Source organism: Pedobacter jejuensis (assembly GCF_003725795.1).
Taxonomy (GTDB): domain Bacteria; phylum Bacteroidota; class Bacteroidia; order Sphingobacteriales; family Sphingobacteriaceae; genus Pedobacter; species Pedobacter jejuensis.
Genome location: NZ_RBEE01000006.1, coordinates 25,155 through 40,168 on the forward strand (window position 1 = coordinate 25,155; position 15,014 = coordinate 40,168).

A 15,014-nucleotide genomic window follows, 5' to 3' on the forward strand; every position below is an offset into this window, starting at 1 on the left:
TTAGAAAAGCTTTATATTGGTGTTTATCAGGTATAATTTATATTTTCGCAGAAACAAAATTGAAATACATGGAAGAATTCGAAGTAAGTGATGCATCTAAGAAAACCAAAACCGTATACATCTCTACTATATTTAGTATTGCATTGGTTTTATTAATGCTGGGGCTACTTGGGTTGGTACTTGTACATGCCAAAAACCTGTCTAATTACGTTAAAGAGAACATTGTTCTAAATATTATTGTTGATGAAGGTGCAAAAGAGGCAGATATATTAGTTTTCCAAAAAGAACTTAACGCTAATCCGGCAGTTAAGCAAACACAATATGTAAATAAAGAACTTGCTGCTAGAAACTTAACTCAAGACTTAGGTGAGGATTTTGTTAACTTTTTAGGTTACAACCCATTAACTTCTACCTTCGACGTGTATTTAAAAGCAGAATATGCGAATAACAAAGGCATAGATGCTTTGAAAGCAAATATATCTAAAAACCCTGTTGTAAAAGAGGTGGTGTATCAAAGTTCCCTTATCGATATGGTAAACAAGAACATTAGTACAATTGGCTTAATTATTTTAGCTTTTGCTGTTGTACTTTTAGTTATTTCTATCGCGTTGATAAACAACACAATACGACTAGCCATTTACTCTCAACGCTTTTTAATTAAAAGTATGCAGTTGGTTGGTGCAACGAAAAACTTTATCAGACGTCCTTTCTTATTATTTGCAGCTTTGCATGGTTTAATAGCGGCTTTTATAGCAATTATTATCTTGTTGGCTACGTTAATTTATGCTAGAAAAGAGGTTCCTGAAATTATTATCCTTAATAATTACAAAGAGTTTGGATTTGTATTTGTAAGCTTATTAATCATCGGAATTTTTATAACAGGCATAAGCACTTGGTTTGCAGTAAGTAGGTATTTACGTTTAAAATCTTATCATCTTTACAGATAATGGCAGAAAAAAAAACAAGTCCGATAGTTAAGGACGTAAAAAGTGAATTGGTTTTTACCAAAAAGAATTATCAATTGTTATTAATCAGCATTGCAATAGTTGCTGTTGGGTTCATTTTAATGATGGGTACAACCGGAGACATTTACGATTCTAGAAGAACTTTATTGGCACCGCTTGTTGTGTTGGCAGGTTTTGCATTTGGCATTTATGCTATTTTAAAGAAATAGTTTTTTCACTACGATTATAAGAGAACGCTTTAATTTTAATTGAGCGTTTTCTCCGTTTTATACCATTCCATAGCAAATATGAATTCTTTTGAAGCCATTATCCTAGCAATTATCGAAGGATTAACCGAGTTTTTGCCAGTATCAAGCACCGGTCACATGATTATCGCATCATCTTTTATGGGTATAGCGGCAGATCCTTTTGTTAAGCTTTTTACCATTGCAATACAATTGGGTGCCATTCTTTCGGTAGTTGTGCTCTACTTTAAAAGGTTCTTTAAATCTATTAATTTCTACATCAAACTTTTGGTTGCTTTTATTCCCGCAGCTGTTTTTGGTCTTTTATTAAGTAAGAAAATAGATGAGCTTTTAGAAAGTCCGATGGCTGTTGGTATATCCCTTTTAGTTGGCGGTATAATTTTATTATTTGTTGATAAATGGTTTAATAAACCGACTATAAATGAAGAAGAAAACATTACTTATTTAACTGCTTTAAAAATAGGTTTTTTTCAATGCATTGCCATGATTCCTGGCGTATCCCGTTCAGGAGCAACGATTGTTGGCGGTATGACACAAAAATTAAGTAGAAAAGTTGCTGCAGAATTCTCGTTCTTTTTAGCAGTTCCAACGATGTTTGCTGCTACGGCAAAAAAATTATTCGATTTTTATAAAGAAGGAAATACCATAACACACGAACAAACTAACTTATTGATTATAGGCAATGTAGTAGCTTTTATCGTGGCGCTTTTGGCTATAAAAAGCTTTATTGGTTATTTAAATAAACATGGTTTTAAGGTTTTTGGATATTATAGAATTGCTGCGGGTTTAATCATTATCATTCTGTTATTATCTGGCCATAACCTACAAATTATATAATCTGTATCTTTGCGCAAAAAAGATTTGTGAGTACAGAAAATTCAAAATTTAAAGATTTCAATTTCGCAGAAGGTGAACTGCTATTAATTAACAAACCATACAAATGGACCTCATTTGATGTGGTTGGAAAAATCAGAAATTCTCTAAAACCATTAAAGCTTAAAGTTGGGCATGCCGGCACATTAGATCCGTTGGCCACAGGTTTATTAATTATTTGCACAGGCAAATTAACCAAGCAAATTGATACCTTCCAAGCCGAAGAAAAAGAATACACCGGCACCATGATATTAGGTGCGACCACGCCATCATTTGACATGGAAACTGAGGTTGATGAAACATTCGACATAAGTAAAATAGCAGAAACAGAAATTTATGCAGCTACTAAACCCTTCACTGGCGATATAGAACAATATCCGCCAGCACATTCGGCTGTCAAAATCAATGGTGAAAGGTTATACGTTAAGGCCAGGTTAGGCGAAGAAGTAGAGCTTAGGAAACGCTTTGTTAACGTACCCGAATTTGAAATTACCAGAATTGAATTACCTGAAATTGACTTTAAAATTGTTTGCAGTAAAGGAACTTACATCCGTTCTATAATTTCTGATTTTGGAAAGCAATTAAATAGTGGCGCCTATCTTTCTAAACTCACCAGAACCCGCAGCGGAAACTTTTTACTAAGCAATGCGTTTGAGGTATTAGAACTTGTTAATTATATTCGCAGTAAGAAAGAGGAAGCAAAAACGCATACACAAGAATGAGCAAAATCAAAAACAGAAATGCCAGGTATATAAAAGAAATTTTCTTAATAATCGCTGGTGTTACTTCTGCTTGTTTCGGTTTAAAGAGTTTTTTAATGCCAAGCCATTTTATTGATGGAGGTGTTACAGGAATTTCCTTATTGTTAAGTACTTTAACCGGGTGGAATTTATCTTACCTAATCGTAATTATTAATATTCCATTTATTTTTTTAGGTTATAAACAAATTGGAAAAGGCTTTGCTTTTAAAACCACTATAGCCATTACAGCCCTTTCAATCGCTTTAATTGTATTACCATTTCAACCAATAACACACGATAAATTACTAATCGCATTTTTTGGCGGATTGTTTCTTGGTGGCGGCATCGGGCTTGCCATGCGGGGAGGCTGCGTGATTGACGGAACTGAAGTATTAGCACTTTACATCAGTAAAAATAGCATTCTAACAGTAGGAAATATTATACTTATTTTAAACATCATAATTTTTGCTTTTGCCGCCTATTTTTTAAATATCGAAACAGCTTTATATGCAATTTTAACATATTTATCGGCCTCCAGCACAATCGATTTTATAGTAAATGGTATCGAGCAATATACAGGTGTAACCATAATATCCGAACATCAGGAAGCCATTAAAGCTTACATAATTACCGATATGAAACGTGGTGTAACCATTTATAAGGGTGAAGGCGGTTATGGTGATAAAAAAGACATAGATATAGTATTTACGGTTGTTACCAAACTGGAAATGAGTAAATTACAAACAGCAATAAGACAAATTGATGCCGATGCGTTTATAATACAACAGCAAATTGCCGATATTAAAGGTGGTGTTGTTAAACGACATGCATTACATTAATAAATAATTTATACAATCAAGGCATGCCCCCAAGCTACGCAAGGGGTCGGGCTGTACGCTAAATCCCCGATGAAACCTGTGAAACATGCAAGCATGCCGCAAAACAATAAACAACAATGCTTAAATCGGGGATACCGCTTCCATCCCTCATACAAACCCAAATTTCATTAAAAAATATTACCATTGAATATATACCATAACCTTAGCGATTTTAATAAATTAAACAATGCCATTGTAACTATCGGTACTTTTGATGGTGTACATTTTGGTCATCAAAAAATTATAAAACAACTGGTAGAAAAAGCGAAAGCTGATGGAGGTGAAAGTGTTATTTTAACATTTTTCCCACACCCAAGGATGATTATCGACCCCGAAAATCAAGACTTGAAAATGATTAGTACCATAAATGAAAAGGCCGAAATTTTAAAAACCCTAGGCGTAGATCATTTAATTATTACACCTTTTACCAGAGATTTTTCAAATCAACTGCCTGAAGATTACATTAGAAATATTTTGGTTAATACCATCGGCACAAAACATATCATTATTGGTTACGATCATCGTTTTGGGAAAGATCGTTTAGGGGATTTAAGCGATTTAAAAGCTGCAGGATCACACTTTGGTTTTACGGTAGAAGAAATTATGGAACAGGATATTCACGATGTTGCGGTAAGCTCATCAAAAATTCGCCAGGCACTTTTGGCTGGTGATGTTAGTTTAGCAGCTGATTATTTAGGTTACCCATTTTCTATTTTCGGTAGAGTTATTAAAGGTGATAAAATTGGAAGAACGATAGGTTTTCCAACTGCTAATATTTTTGTAGAGGAAACCTATAAACTGATTCCAGGCGATGGAATTTATGCTGTTACTGTAACAATGAATTTCGAATCTGAGGAAAAAAATTCAGATTTAGAAAATAGTGCTTCATCTATTAAAAATACTTCGTCAACATTTAAAGGTATGGCTTATATTGGCCAGCGACCTACAATAAACGGTATGACCAGAAATATTGAGGTTAATATTTTTGATTTTAATCAGGAAATTTATGGTCAGGATATTAAGATGAACTTTTTGAAGTTTCTTCGTCATGATGTAAAATTTACCGGTTTGGATGCGTTGAAACTACAACTGCAGAAAGACAAAAATAATACGCTTGGCTACTTCAAATCGTTTGAATCAGAGTAAATCCTTTTTAGATAATATTGTTGCAAAATGATTTAAGATAAAACCTGTTTTTAAATTTGGTGTGATAAATTTGCTTAAATCTAAAAATATCCAGTCTGGTAAAATTTAAGTACTATTTATTGAGGTGTAACGAATCTATCTCAAAAAAAAATCTATAGCTCAACTATAGTTTTGTATATTAATACCTCAGCACCAAATTTTACTACATGCACCTACCCGATTTAATAGCCGATTTAGGGTTAATCCTAGCCTCAGCAGGAATAACCACGCTCATATTCAAAAAAATTAAACAGCCACTTGTATTAGGTTATATTTTGGCTGGCTTGCTGGTTGGCTCTCATTTAAGCTTTTTCCCATCAGTTACTGATACCAAAAGCATTAACATTTGGGGTGAGATTGGCGTTATCTTTCTTCTTTTTAGTTTAGGATTAGAATTTAGTTTCAAAAAGCTAGTTAAAGTTGGTGGTTCAGCATCCATCACAGCTATCGTTAAGGTATTATTCATAATCTTGGCAGGCTATTTAGCTGGTAAAGCGATGGGCTGGAAAGATATGGACAGCCTTTTTTTCGGTGGAATTCTATCCATATCATCAACAATGATTGCCATTAAAGCTTTCGAAGAACTTGGGTTAAAGCATAAAAAATTTGCAGGCTTGGTTTTTGGAGTTTTAATCGTTGAAGATTTAGTAGCTATTTTACTATTGGTATTATTTTCAACGTTAGCGGTAAGTCAGCAATCTGCCGGAACCGAAATGCTTTTTTCTATTTTAAAGCTTGCATTTTTCCTGGTATTATGGTTTCTAGGTGGAATATTTCTTATCCCATCATTTTTAAAAGCAACTAAAAAGCTAATGAACGATGAAACCATGTTAGTAGTTTCATTAGGATTATGTCTAGTTATGGTTCTACTGGCCGACAAAGTGGGCTTCTCTCCTGCCCTTGGTGCATTTATCATGGGTTCTATCTTGGCAGAAACTACACAAGCAGAAAGGATAGAACATTTAACCAAATCTGTAAAAGACTTATTCGCAGCAGTATTTTTTGTTTCCGTTGGGATGCTTATCGACCCGGCAATGTTGGTTAAATACGCGGTTCCGATATTGGTATCAACAGCAGTAATTATCTTCGGCAAAATTCTTTTTACCATTTTAGGTGCTTTATTATCGGGTCAGCCGTTAAAAACTTCCGTTCAATCTGGTATGAGTTTGGCACAAATTGGGGAGTTTTCATTCATCATCGCTTCATTGGGCTTAACATTAAAAGTAACCAGCGATTTTCTTTACCCAATTGCGGTTGCTGCTGCCGCCATAACAACCTTTACTTCGCCTTATCTTATCAAACTTTCTGAACCATTCTACGAATTTCTAAAACGTGTTTTACCACAAAAATGGCTTGATGGAATAGACAGATATAGCTCTAGTACAGAAGGAATTACCAAGTTAAGCGACTGGAAGATATTGCTTCGTTCCTACATATTCAATACCATAATTCACTCTGTTATTATCATTGCAATAATTTTTCTTACGTATCGCTACATCCAGCCTTTTATTGTTAAGAACATTGCCAATAGTTTAACATCAATTATTATTAGCATTGTGGTCTCTTTTGTCTTAATGGCTCCCTTTTTATGGGCGTTATCCATTCGAAGAATCCAACGAACTGCATATTCTCACCTTTGGCTAAATAAAAAATACACCCGCGGACCATTAATTGCGATAGAATTTTTCAGAATTGCATTAGGAATATTTTTCGTTGGATTTTTAATGTACGAGTTTTTTGATACGTGGACGGCAGCAGTAATAGCCTTAGTATTAATTATTTTGGGGATGGTAATCTTCTCTCGACGATTGCAATCATTTTATGATAAACTCGAAAAGCGTTTTATGTTGAATTTAAATGCTCGTGAAAATCAAAAACCTGATATTTTACCTTGGGATACACACCTGGCAGAACTAATGGTATCGCCAGAATCGGAAGTTGTGGGCAAAACCTTATCTGAACTAATGATTCGTGAAAAATATGGTGTTAATATTGCAATGATAGAACGCGGCAGAAATGCGATACCAACTCCAGGCAGAGAAGAGCGGTTGTATCCTAACGATAAATTGCTGTTAATTGGCGCTGATGACCAACTAGCCGCTGTAAAAGCCATTTTAGAGGTAGATTTACCAGAAACTGAACAAGAGAAAAGTTTCCCGGATAAAGAAATGTCTTTGCAAAAAGTTGTAGTTCATTCAGAATCGCCGGTTTATGGCTTGAGCATCAGAAATGCAGGGTATTCGCGAAAAAGCACAAGCTTTAATTGTTGGAATAGAACGCGGTGCAGATAGAATTTTAAATCCATCATCTGATTTTGTTTTTGATAGTGGAGATGTAATCTGGATTGTAGGAAATAATAAAAAAATCAAAGAAGTTATTTAATATACGAGGTTGGACGTCTGAAGTTGAAAAGATTTATTTAATCACTTTCGTCCGATTTTTAAACTTAATATTTTACTGTTTTATCACCGTATTGCTTTTACGGCACGTCTTGCTTAATTTATTTCAGCATCTTGCCTGCAAATAAGACCCTGAAATAAATTCAGGGTGACGCAAACTAAAAAAAAGTAGCTTATAAATAATGAGAAGGAAAATAATCGAAGGTTAATAAATTCGCACTAATACTTGATACCAACATCTTGATACTAATTTTATATCTTCGTGTACAAGCCTAACTATGAAAGTTGACAGAGAAAAGAGTGAGTTTTTAGATGATATGATTGAGCAATGGCAAAGCGAAGGCTTAATCAATGAAGAAACTGGAAATAAACTCAGGAAAAGTTATGTAGCTAAAAATTTCGATTGGCTTCGTTTGGCTCAATATGCTTTCTGGGTTGCTTTAGCATGTGGTTTCATCGCATTGGGTTCGCTTCTGATTGATAATACCATCCTAAATTATTTAAAAAGAGTTTACAACACACCGAATATTGTTATTGCTATTATTTCTGGAGGATTAGCGGGCTGGTTATACATATTAGGATTTCGAAGGAAAAAGAAGCTTTCCCATTTAAAATTTAGCAACGAGGCAATCGTATTTTCTGCAATTCTGCTTACTGCAAATGCTGTTGCTTATTTTGGGAAATCAATTGATAATGGTTCCGGAAATTTCACCATTTTAATCTTAATTTCAGTTTTTATTTATGGTACTCTGGGTTATGTTTTTAATTCAAGGTTAATCTGGATTTTCGCTTTAATATCGTTGGGTGCCTGGTTCGGAACAGAAACTGGTTACTTAAGTCGCTGGAACTACTATTTCCTAGGGATGAATTATCCATTACGTTTTGTGATATTTGGCGCAGCATTAACTGCAGCTTCTTTCATCATGAAAGTTTTACCTAAAACCCAGCACTTCTTTCAAGTAACTTATATTGCAGGAATGGTTTATTTATTCGTGTCGCTTTGGGCATTATCCGTTTTTGGCAACTTTGCAAGTTTAGAAGAATGGTACACGGTTAGGCAGCTGAGTCTATTTTATTGGGCATTAATATCAGCCGCGGTTTGCGTAGCAAGTACGTTATTTGGTTTAAAATACAACGATGACGTTGCCCGAGAATTCGGAATAACTTTTCTATTTCTTAACCTCTACACACGGTATTTTGAATACTTTTGGGATAGCTGGCATAAAGCTCTATTCTTTTCCGTTTTAGCAGCATCTTTTTGGTTAATTGGCAGGAAAGCAGAAAAAATCTGGAACGTAGAATTTCTAAAATAAGATAATCGATTGCTTCACAATTAAGTAAGCAGCTAAAGCAAATAAAAATATCGCGATAGCTTTGTTAATTATTAGACTACTTAGCGCAAATTTCTCTTGAATAAAAGTTGCGAAATGTGCGTATAAATATAATGCTCCGGCAGATCCAAAGCCCGAACCAACGCTAAAAATTATCAACGATAAATAATCAGTTTTTATCCATTCGTGTAAAATAACATAGTTGCCAAAAAACAGCCAAAATGGAATTTGAACAGGATTTAAAACGCCCAGTATTAATCCATATAAAACACTTCCACTTCGCTTATCATCTTTTTTCGCAGTTGTTTTGGGCACTTTTTTTCTATTTTTCCAGGTTATGGTACCCATTACAATAAACATCAGTATCATAAAACCCTCTACCAATGTTCCTAATCTTACTTCACTTACGGCAGAGTTTGGGTTAATGTCGCTCATTGCCCAGCGGGCAAAACGCATCATACCAAATGTGAAACAAATTTCTACACAAGAAAATGACAAGATAAAATACCAAACCTGGCGCATGCCTTTATTTACGGCAAGTTGTGCTACAGTTAAATTAATATTCCCTGGTGGAATATAGCCCATAGCATTAACAATAATGCCTAAGAAGAACGTTATAAAAAACATCGTTAAAATTATGGATTAAAATTTAAATGCGATGCTAAATATTTTCCGGTGTAGGAATTTTTTGCTTTTACCAAATCTTCTGGCACACCTTCAAAAACCAATTTACCACCACCATCTCCGCCTTCTGGGCCAATATCAATCACCCAATCGGCACATTTTATCATATCCATATTATGCTCGATAACTAAAATGGTATTGCCCTGTTCGATTAATGTATTCAGTGCTTTTAATAGTTTTTTAATATCGTGAAAGTGTAAACCGGTAGTAGGTTCATCAAATATGAATAAGGTTTTATTTGCATTGTTACCCTTAATTAAAAACGATGCAAGTTTAATTCTTTGCGCTTCTCCGCCTGATAACGTATTCGATGATTGACCCAAATGGACATAACCTAAGCCAACATCTACCAACGGGTTTAATTTATTAAGGATTTTTTGCTCATCCTTGAAAAAATCGACAGCCTCGTCAATCGTCATTTCCAAAATTTCGGATACGTTTTTTTCTTTGTAGGTAATATCCAAAACCTGCTGTTTAAATCGTTTACCGCTACAGGCTTCGCAAGGCAGATAAATATCGGCCATAAACTGCATCTCTATTTTAACTTCACCTTCACCCTGACAAACATCACAGCGGCCACCTTCTACGTTAAAAGAAAAGGCTGCAGGTTTTAAGCCAGCAGCTTTGGCAGCTGCCAAGCCCGAGAATAAGGCACGGATATCATCCCATGCTTTTACATAAGTTACCGGATTAGAGCGGCTTGAACGACCTATGGGATTCTGATCGACCATTTCAACCTGGCTGATTAAATCTGTATTGCCAAAAATTCCGTCGTAACTACCCGTTTGTTCTCCAGCATAATTTCCGATTGCTTTCTGCAAAGCCGGATATAGAATCTTCTTCACTAAACTGGTTTTTCCTGAGCCTGAAACACCACTTACAGCTGTAAAAACACCGAGAGGAAATTTTACATCGATATTTTGAAGGTTGTTTTCTCTTGCACCCTTAATTAAAATATGGTCTTTCCACTTGCGCCTTTTTTCAGGAATGGCAATTTTCTCCAATCCCGCCAAATACCTACCGGTTAAGCTTTTTGTATCTTTTAAAATCTCTTCGTAATCACCACTAAACACTAAGTTTCCACCGTGGGTTCCAGCTTCTGGTCCGATATCAATAATATAATCGGCAGCTCGCATCATTTCCTCTTCATGCTCTACAACGATTACCGTATTACCAACGTTACGAAGGGAAATTAAAACTTCAATCAGTTTATTGGTATCTCGTGGATGTAAACCTATACTTGGTTCATCTAAAACATAAATAGATCCAACCAAACTACTCCCTAACGATGTGGCTAGGTTAATTCTTTGCGATTCTCCACCAGATAATGTATTTGATAAACGATTTAAAGTAAGATACCCCAAACCAACATTATTTAAATAAAGGAAGCGATTATCAATTTCTGCCAATAAACGTTTTGCAATCTTCGCATCATTTGCATTAAGTTTCAACTCATTAAAAAATACCAAGGCTTTCGATAATGGCATTAATACCACATCAATGATAGATTTTTCGGCAATTTTTACATAAGATGCATCTTTACGTAACCGAGAGCCTTTACAATCCGGACATATGGTTTTTCCGCGATAGCGAGATAGCATTACGCGGTATTGAATTTTATACGTTTGCTCTTCTAACTCTTTAAAAAAAGCATTTAAACCTGCGAAGTGCTTGTTACCGCTCCACAATAATTGTTGTTCTTTTTCTGTTAATCCGCTGTATGAGCGATGTATCGGGAAATCAAATTTTGGTGCCGCTTTAATAAAATTTTGCAACCAAACATTCATTTTTTCTCCCCGCCATGGCGCAATTGCATTATCGTAAACACTTTTGTTTTTATCCGGAATAACCAAATCTTCATCAATACCAATTACATTTCCGTAGCCTTCGCAGCGCTTGCATGCACCATAAGGATTGTTAAATGAGAAAAAATTTGGGGTGGGTTCTTCAAACCGCATTCCATCAAGTTCAAACCTATCTGTAAAATGCTTGGTTTTACCTTCCGCCTCCACATAACTATCGCCCTTTCCTTCAAAAAATGCGGTTTGCACTGAATCTGCCAATCGGCTAAGGGTTTCTTCTTCGTTATCGGTTACAATCCTATCGATTAATATCTGAACGGTTTTATCGTCTGTTAATTCTGCATCCTTGAAATCAGCATCATCCAAAACAGATTCTATTTTTTCAATTTTATTATCAATAAGAACCCTTAAAAATCCCTTTTGCAATAAAATGGCCAGTTCTTCTTTAATTGTGCGGTTGTTGTGTGGATATAAAGGACAAAAAATGGTAACCGTTGTATCTAAAGGTAAAGCACTAACATAATCTACCACAGTACTCACCGAATCCTTTTTTACTTCTTTCCCCGAAATTGGGGAAATTGTTTTCCCAATACGGGAAAAAAGTAATTTCAAATAATCATAAATCTCTGTTGATGTACCCACCGTAGAGCGGGGATTGGATGTAATTACCTTCTGCTCGATGGCAATTGCAGGAGCGATACCTTTAATGTAATCTACATCAGGCTTATTCATTCGCCCCATAAACTGGCGGGCATACGATGATAAACTTTCTACGTAACGACGCTGACCTTCAGCATACAAAGTATCGAAAGCTAGTGATGATTTGCCCGAACCCGACATACCGGTAATTACCACCAATTTATTTTTGGGAATAGCTACATCTATGTTCTTTAAATTATGTACGCGGGCTCCTTTTATAATTATATTTTTATGCGGATCTTTTTCGGCTTCTTTTTTGCTCATGTATGGTAACAGATATGAATTACAACCCTAACAGATACTATCGGGTTTTAAATAATATACAAAAATAGGGTACTGAGATGGTTAATTTATTTTTTAACATTTTATTTTTTGTTTTTTGATAAAAAAAACACTTTCTTTGAACATTAACGACCTCAAAACCAAACTAACACATTCAAAAAACATAGGAGAGCAGCTATAGAAATTAAACTTCTACAAATTAATTTTTAGCAAATAGTACGGGATTTAGTGTAGGTAAACCTATGAATTTACAATCATACAATGACCAGGACCTGGTAAAGTTATACGTTACCGGGAACGAGAATGGATTGCAGGAACTTTTACGAAGACATAAAAGCAAAATTTATACTTCTATCTACTTGTTGGTTAAAGACCAATACTTAGCAGAAGATATTTTTCAAGATACTTTTATAAAAGTAATAAACACACTGCGCTCTGGAAGATATAACGAGGAAGGAAAGTTCTTACCTTGGGTAATGCGTATTGCGCATAATTTAGTTATCGATTATTTCAGAAAGGAAAAAAGGACTCCAATTATTATGAGTTCTGATGGAATGGATGTGTTTAATATGCTACACTTTTATGATGAAAGTGCGGAAGAAAAAATGCTTCGCGACCAAACCCATAAAGATTTAAAAGCAATGATTCACCTTTTGCCAGATGAGCAAAAAGAAGTGCTTTTAATGCGTCATTATGCCGATTTGAGTTTCAAAGAAATAGCAGATTTAACTGATGTAAGCATCAATACAGCTTTAGGCAGAATGCGTTATGCATTAAGCAATTTACGTAAGATGCTTAAAACAAAAGAGATGACCTACAAAGGGTAACGTTTATTTTACATTAAAAAATTTAGGCTTTAAAATAAAGCATACTAACTATCGTTAAGTTTATAAAACAATAACATTTAGTTGCTTATGACAAAAACCTCTACATCAAAAACAAATGTAAATTTACCTACCCAAAACATGTTTCAGTCAACAATTGATAATGAATCTGATGCGGAAATCGACTTATTTTACGAACAAATCAAAAGTAAGTTAGATGGATTAATTAAAAATCCTTCCGATGAATCTATAGGCAGAATCTTAGCCTACAGCAAAACGAAGTAATTTACACGAGCTAAAAAGCTGCCTCACAAAGTGAAGCAGCTTTTTTTATGCCTTTCATTTACACTTTTATTACAAATTCTTCTTTCAAAAGCTATACCTTTGCTTAGTGTAATTTTAACACTAAGCATCGCTATGAACAAGAACTTACTTCCACTCACTTTAGGCGGTTTAGGCATTGGCATAACAGAATTTGTTATGATGGGCCTACTACCGGATATTGCAAAAGACTTAAATGTAACCATTCCACAGGCTGGGCATTTAATTTCTGCGTATGCATTAGGTGTTGTAATTGGTGCACCATTGCTAATCATGATTGCAGGAAAATATCCACCCAAAAAGATATTAATTGCTTTAATGGTTATGTTCACAGTGTTTAATGCCTTCTCTGCCTTTGCTCCTACTTTTAATACACTATTTGTTGCTCGCTTTCTATCAGGATTGCCACATGGTGCCTTTTTTGGTGTAGGCTCTGTAGTTGCTAGTCGCATAGCTGAAAAAGGAAAAACGGCCCAGGCAGTATCTTTAATGTTTATGGGTTTAACCATTGCTAACATTGTGGGTGTGCCTTTGGGTACATTTATTGGTCATAATTTTTCTTGGCGAATTTCTTTTGCAGTTGTTGTTTTTGTTGGTCTTGTTACTTTATTAAGTCTGAAACTTTGGTTACCTGCATTGGCAGCAACAAAAAACAGAGATTTAAAAGCAGAACTAAGTTTTTTCAAAAAACGAGAAGCTTGGATAATTATCTTTATGATATCGATTGGTACAGGTGGGTTATTTACCTGGTATAGTTACATCGCACCTTTAATGACAGACGTAGCCGGATTTTCGCCAAATGCAGTAACCTATATTTTAATGCTTGCAGGTTTAGGTATGATGGTTGGAAATTATATTGGCGGAATACTTGCAGATAAATTTTCACCAGCCAAAGCATCAGCTGCGCTATTAATCACCATGGCCGTAACACTTACAATTGTTCATTTTATATCTGCAAGTCAGCCATTGGCGTTAATAATGACATTTATTACTGGCGCTGTTGCCTTTGCCTTGGCTGCCCCAATTCAAATGTTAATGATACAAAGCGCAAAAGGTTCTGAAATGTTGGCCGCATCTGCTAGTCAGGCAAGTTTTAATATTGGCAATGCCTTAGGTGCATTTTTTGGCGGTTTGCCGCTTGTTTATGGTTTTGACTATACTTCACCTGCTTATGTTGGTGCCGCAATGGCATTAATTGGTTCATTCTTTGCGTTTTGGTTAATTAAAAGCACTCAAACTACAACTGATGAGGTTAAAATGCCGGTAACTTCATTTCATTAATTTTTTGAAAACGAAAGTTATAACTAGTTAATGAAACCATTTAATATTTAGCCCCGGGTGAAGCGGACACGTAGCAATAGCCATTTCGGCTGCGTAGCGATTAAAGCGTAAAATGGGAACAAATTTAGTTGCTTACACAAGCCTTGCGCTGCTAAAAAAAATAACCGCCTGGAACTTTAAATCAATTTGAAATTATTTTGGAAATGAAAGGGCAGTAATTGTGGCGGTCTTCAGTCCTGCTGTTCGCTGTAGCCTCGCAAAAAAGCTCGGGCTGCCGCTACCATCAGGTTTAAAAACAAAAGATTCTGCACCATGCAAACCGTTAAAACGAAACACTACACTTGCAAATTAGCCCCGGTTGAAGCGAACACGTAGCAACAGCCATTTCGGCTGTTAGCGGAGTAAAGCGAAAAACGGGAACAAATTTAGTTTCTTGCACAAGCCTTGCGCTGCGAAAAAAAGTAACCGCCTGGAATTTTAAATCAATTTGAAATTATTTTGGAAA

The 15,014-nt window shown here is 35.3% G+C and carries 14 protein-coding genes; 12 read left to right on the forward strand and 2 right to left on the reverse strand.

Annotated features, from left to right (window positions below; translation table 11 throughout):
* Positions 1 to 68: 68 nt before the first annotated feature.
* The 9 genes from D7004_RS04690 (at position 69) to D7004_RS04725 (ending at position 8,598) form a co-directional block, all read left to right on the forward strand.
* Positions 69 to 947: a cell division protein FtsX gene (locus D7004_RS04690; protein WP_123204762.1), complete on the forward strand. Its 879-nt coding sequence runs from the start codon at positions 69 to 71 to the stop codon at positions 945 to 947.
* Positions 947 to 1,174, forward strand: coding sequence for a DUF3098 domain-containing protein (locus D7004_RS04695; protein WP_123204720.1), 228 nt, complete (start codon positions 947 to 949; stop codon positions 1,172 to 1,174). Before D7004_RS04690 ends, D7004_RS04695 begins: the two co-directional genes overlap by 1 nt.
* Positions 1,175 to 1,252: 78 nt before the next feature.
* Positions 1,253 to 2,047 carry an undecaprenyl-diphosphate phosphatase gene (locus tag D7004_RS04700; RefSeq protein WP_123204721.1) on the forward strand — a complete coding sequence of 265 codons (795 nt, stop codon included), beginning with the start codon at positions 1,253 to 1,255 and terminating at the stop codon, positions 2,045 to 2,047.
* Between the two features lie 26 nt (positions 2,048 to 2,073).
* Positions 2,074 to 2,805 carry a tRNA pseudouridine(55) synthase TruB gene (gene truB, locus D7004_RS04705; protein WP_123204722.1) on the forward strand — a complete coding sequence of 244 codons (732 nt, stop codon included), beginning with the start codon at positions 2,074 to 2,076 and terminating at the stop codon, positions 2,803 to 2,805.
* The gene (locus D7004_RS04710; protein ID WP_123204723.1) at positions 2,802 to 3,662 is read left to right on the forward strand and encodes a YitT family protein; all 861 of its coding nucleotides are present in this window, start codon (positions 2,802 to 2,804) and stop codon (positions 3,660 to 3,662) included. Before truB ends, D7004_RS04710 begins: the two co-directional genes overlap by 4 nt.
* 183 nt (positions 3,663 to 3,845) lie before the next feature.
* Positions 3,846 to 4,847 (forward strand): bifunctional riboflavin kinase/FAD synthetase, encoded by a 1,002-nt coding sequence (locus D7004_RS04715; RefSeq protein WP_123204724.1) that lies wholly within the window; start codon positions 3,846 to 3,848, stop codon positions 4,845 to 4,847.
* A 206-nt stretch (positions 4,848 to 5,053) separates the two neighbouring features.
* Positions 5,054 to 7,177, forward strand: a complete 2,124-nt coding sequence (locus D7004_RS04720) for a cation:proton antiporter (RefSeq protein ID WP_244214245.1) — start codon at positions 5,054 to 5,056, stop codon at positions 7,175 to 7,177.
* Positions 7,116 to 7,268 carry a cation:proton antiporter regulatory subunit gene (locus tag D7004_RS20945; protein ID WP_244214246.1) on the forward strand — a complete coding sequence of 51 codons (153 nt, stop codon included), beginning with the start codon at positions 7,116 to 7,118 and terminating at the stop codon, positions 7,266 to 7,268. Before D7004_RS04720 ends, D7004_RS20945 begins: the two co-directional genes overlap by 62 nt.
* A gap of 295 nt (positions 7,269 to 7,563) precedes the next feature.
* The gene (locus D7004_RS04725) at positions 7,564 to 8,598 is read left to right on the forward strand and encodes a DUF2157 domain-containing protein (RefSeq protein WP_123204725.1); all 1,035 of its coding nucleotides are present in this window, start codon (positions 7,564 to 7,566) and stop codon (positions 8,596 to 8,598) included.
* Here the strand turns inward: D7004_RS04725 and D7004_RS04730 are convergent.
* Both D7004_RS04730 and uvrA read right to left on the reverse strand, forming a co-directional pair.
* Positions 8,590 to 9,243, reverse strand: a complete 654-nt coding sequence (locus tag D7004_RS04730; RefSeq protein WP_123204726.1) for a LysE family transporter — start codon at positions 9,241 to 9,243, stop codon at positions 8,590 to 8,592. The two genes, D7004_RS04725 and D7004_RS04730, sit on opposite strands and share 9 nt — an antisense overlap.
* An 8-nt stretch (positions 9,244 to 9,251) precedes the next feature.
* Positions 9,252 to 12,065 carry an excinuclease ABC subunit UvrA gene (uvrA, locus tag D7004_RS04735; protein ID WP_123204727.1) on the reverse strand — a complete coding sequence of 938 codons (2,814 nt, stop codon included), beginning with the start codon at positions 12,063 to 12,065 and terminating at the stop codon, positions 9,252 to 9,254.
* Between the two features lie 260 nt (positions 12,066 to 12,325).
* Between uvrA and D7004_RS04740 the strand changes: the two genes are divergently transcribed.
* The 3 genes from D7004_RS04740 to D7004_RS04750 all read left to right on the forward strand — a co-directional run bounded on the left by D7004_RS04740 (position 12,326) and on the right by D7004_RS04750 (position 14,509).
* Positions 12,326 to 12,910 (forward strand): RNA polymerase sigma factor, encoded by a 585-nt coding sequence (locus tag D7004_RS04740; protein ID WP_123204728.1) that lies wholly within the window; start codon positions 12,326 to 12,328, stop codon positions 12,908 to 12,910.
* Between the two features lie 138 nt (positions 12,911 to 13,048).
* Complete coding sequence (locus D7004_RS04745; RefSeq protein WP_167459415.1) at positions 13,049 to 13,192, forward strand: hypothetical protein; 144 nt, start codon at positions 13,049 to 13,051, stop codon at positions 13,190 to 13,192.
* Between the two features lie 132 nt (positions 13,193 to 13,324).
* Positions 13,325 to 14,509: an MFS transporter gene (locus D7004_RS04750; protein ID WP_123204730.1), complete on the forward strand. Its 1,185-nt coding sequence runs from the start codon at positions 13,325 to 13,327 to the stop codon at positions 14,507 to 14,509.
* Positions 14,510 to 15,014: the final 505 nt, after the last annotated feature.

What these genes read in the sequence shown, in the direction of transcription:
- D7004_RS04740 (WP_123204728.1), top strand. Translation starts at nt 12,326, where the DNA reads ATGAATTTACAATCATACAATGACCAGGACCTGGTAAAGTTATACGTT.
- D7004_RS04750 (WP_123204730.1), top strand. Translation starts at nt 13,325, where the DNA reads ATGAACAAGAACTTACTTCCACTCACTTTAGGCGGTTTAGGCATTGGC.
- D7004_RS04745 (WP_167459415.1), top strand. Translation starts at nt 13,049, where the DNA reads ATGTTTCAGTCAACAATTGATAATGAATCTGATGCGGAAATCGACTTA.
- D7004_RS04695 (WP_123204720.1), top strand. Translation starts at nt 947, where the DNA reads ATGGCAGAAAAAAAAACAAGTCCGATAGTTAAGGACGTAAAAAGTGAA.
- D7004_RS04710 (WP_123204723.1), top strand. Translation starts at nt 2,802, where the DNA reads ATGAGCAAAATCAAAAACAGAAATGCCAGGTATATAAAAGAAATTTTC.
- uvrA (WP_123204727.1), bottom strand. Translation starts at nt 12,065, where the DNA reads ATGAGCAAAAAAGAAGCCGAAAAAGATCCGCATAAAAATATAATTATA.
- D7004_RS04720 (WP_244214245.1), top strand. Translation starts at nt 5,054, where the DNA reads ATGCACCTACCCGATTTAATAGCCGATTTAGGGTTAATCCTAGCCTCA.
- D7004_RS20945 (WP_244214246.1), top strand. Translation starts at nt 7,116, where the DNA reads ATGCAGGGTATTCGCGAAAAAGCACAAGCTTTAATTGTTGGAATAGAA.
- D7004_RS04725 (WP_123204725.1), top strand. Translation starts at nt 7,564, where the DNA reads ATGAAAGTTGACAGAGAAAAGAGTGAGTTTTTAGATGATATGATTGAG.
- D7004_RS04700 (WP_123204721.1), top strand. Translation starts at nt 1,253, where the DNA reads ATGAATTCTTTTGAAGCCATTATCCTAGCAATTATCGAAGGATTAACC.
- D7004_RS04690 (WP_123204762.1), top strand. Translation starts at nt 69, where the DNA reads ATGGAAGAATTCGAAGTAAGTGATGCATCTAAGAAAACCAAAACCGTA.
- D7004_RS04730 (WP_123204726.1), bottom strand. Translation starts at nt 9,243, where the DNA reads ATGTTTTTTATAACGTTCTTCTTAGGCATTATTGTTAATGCTATGGGC.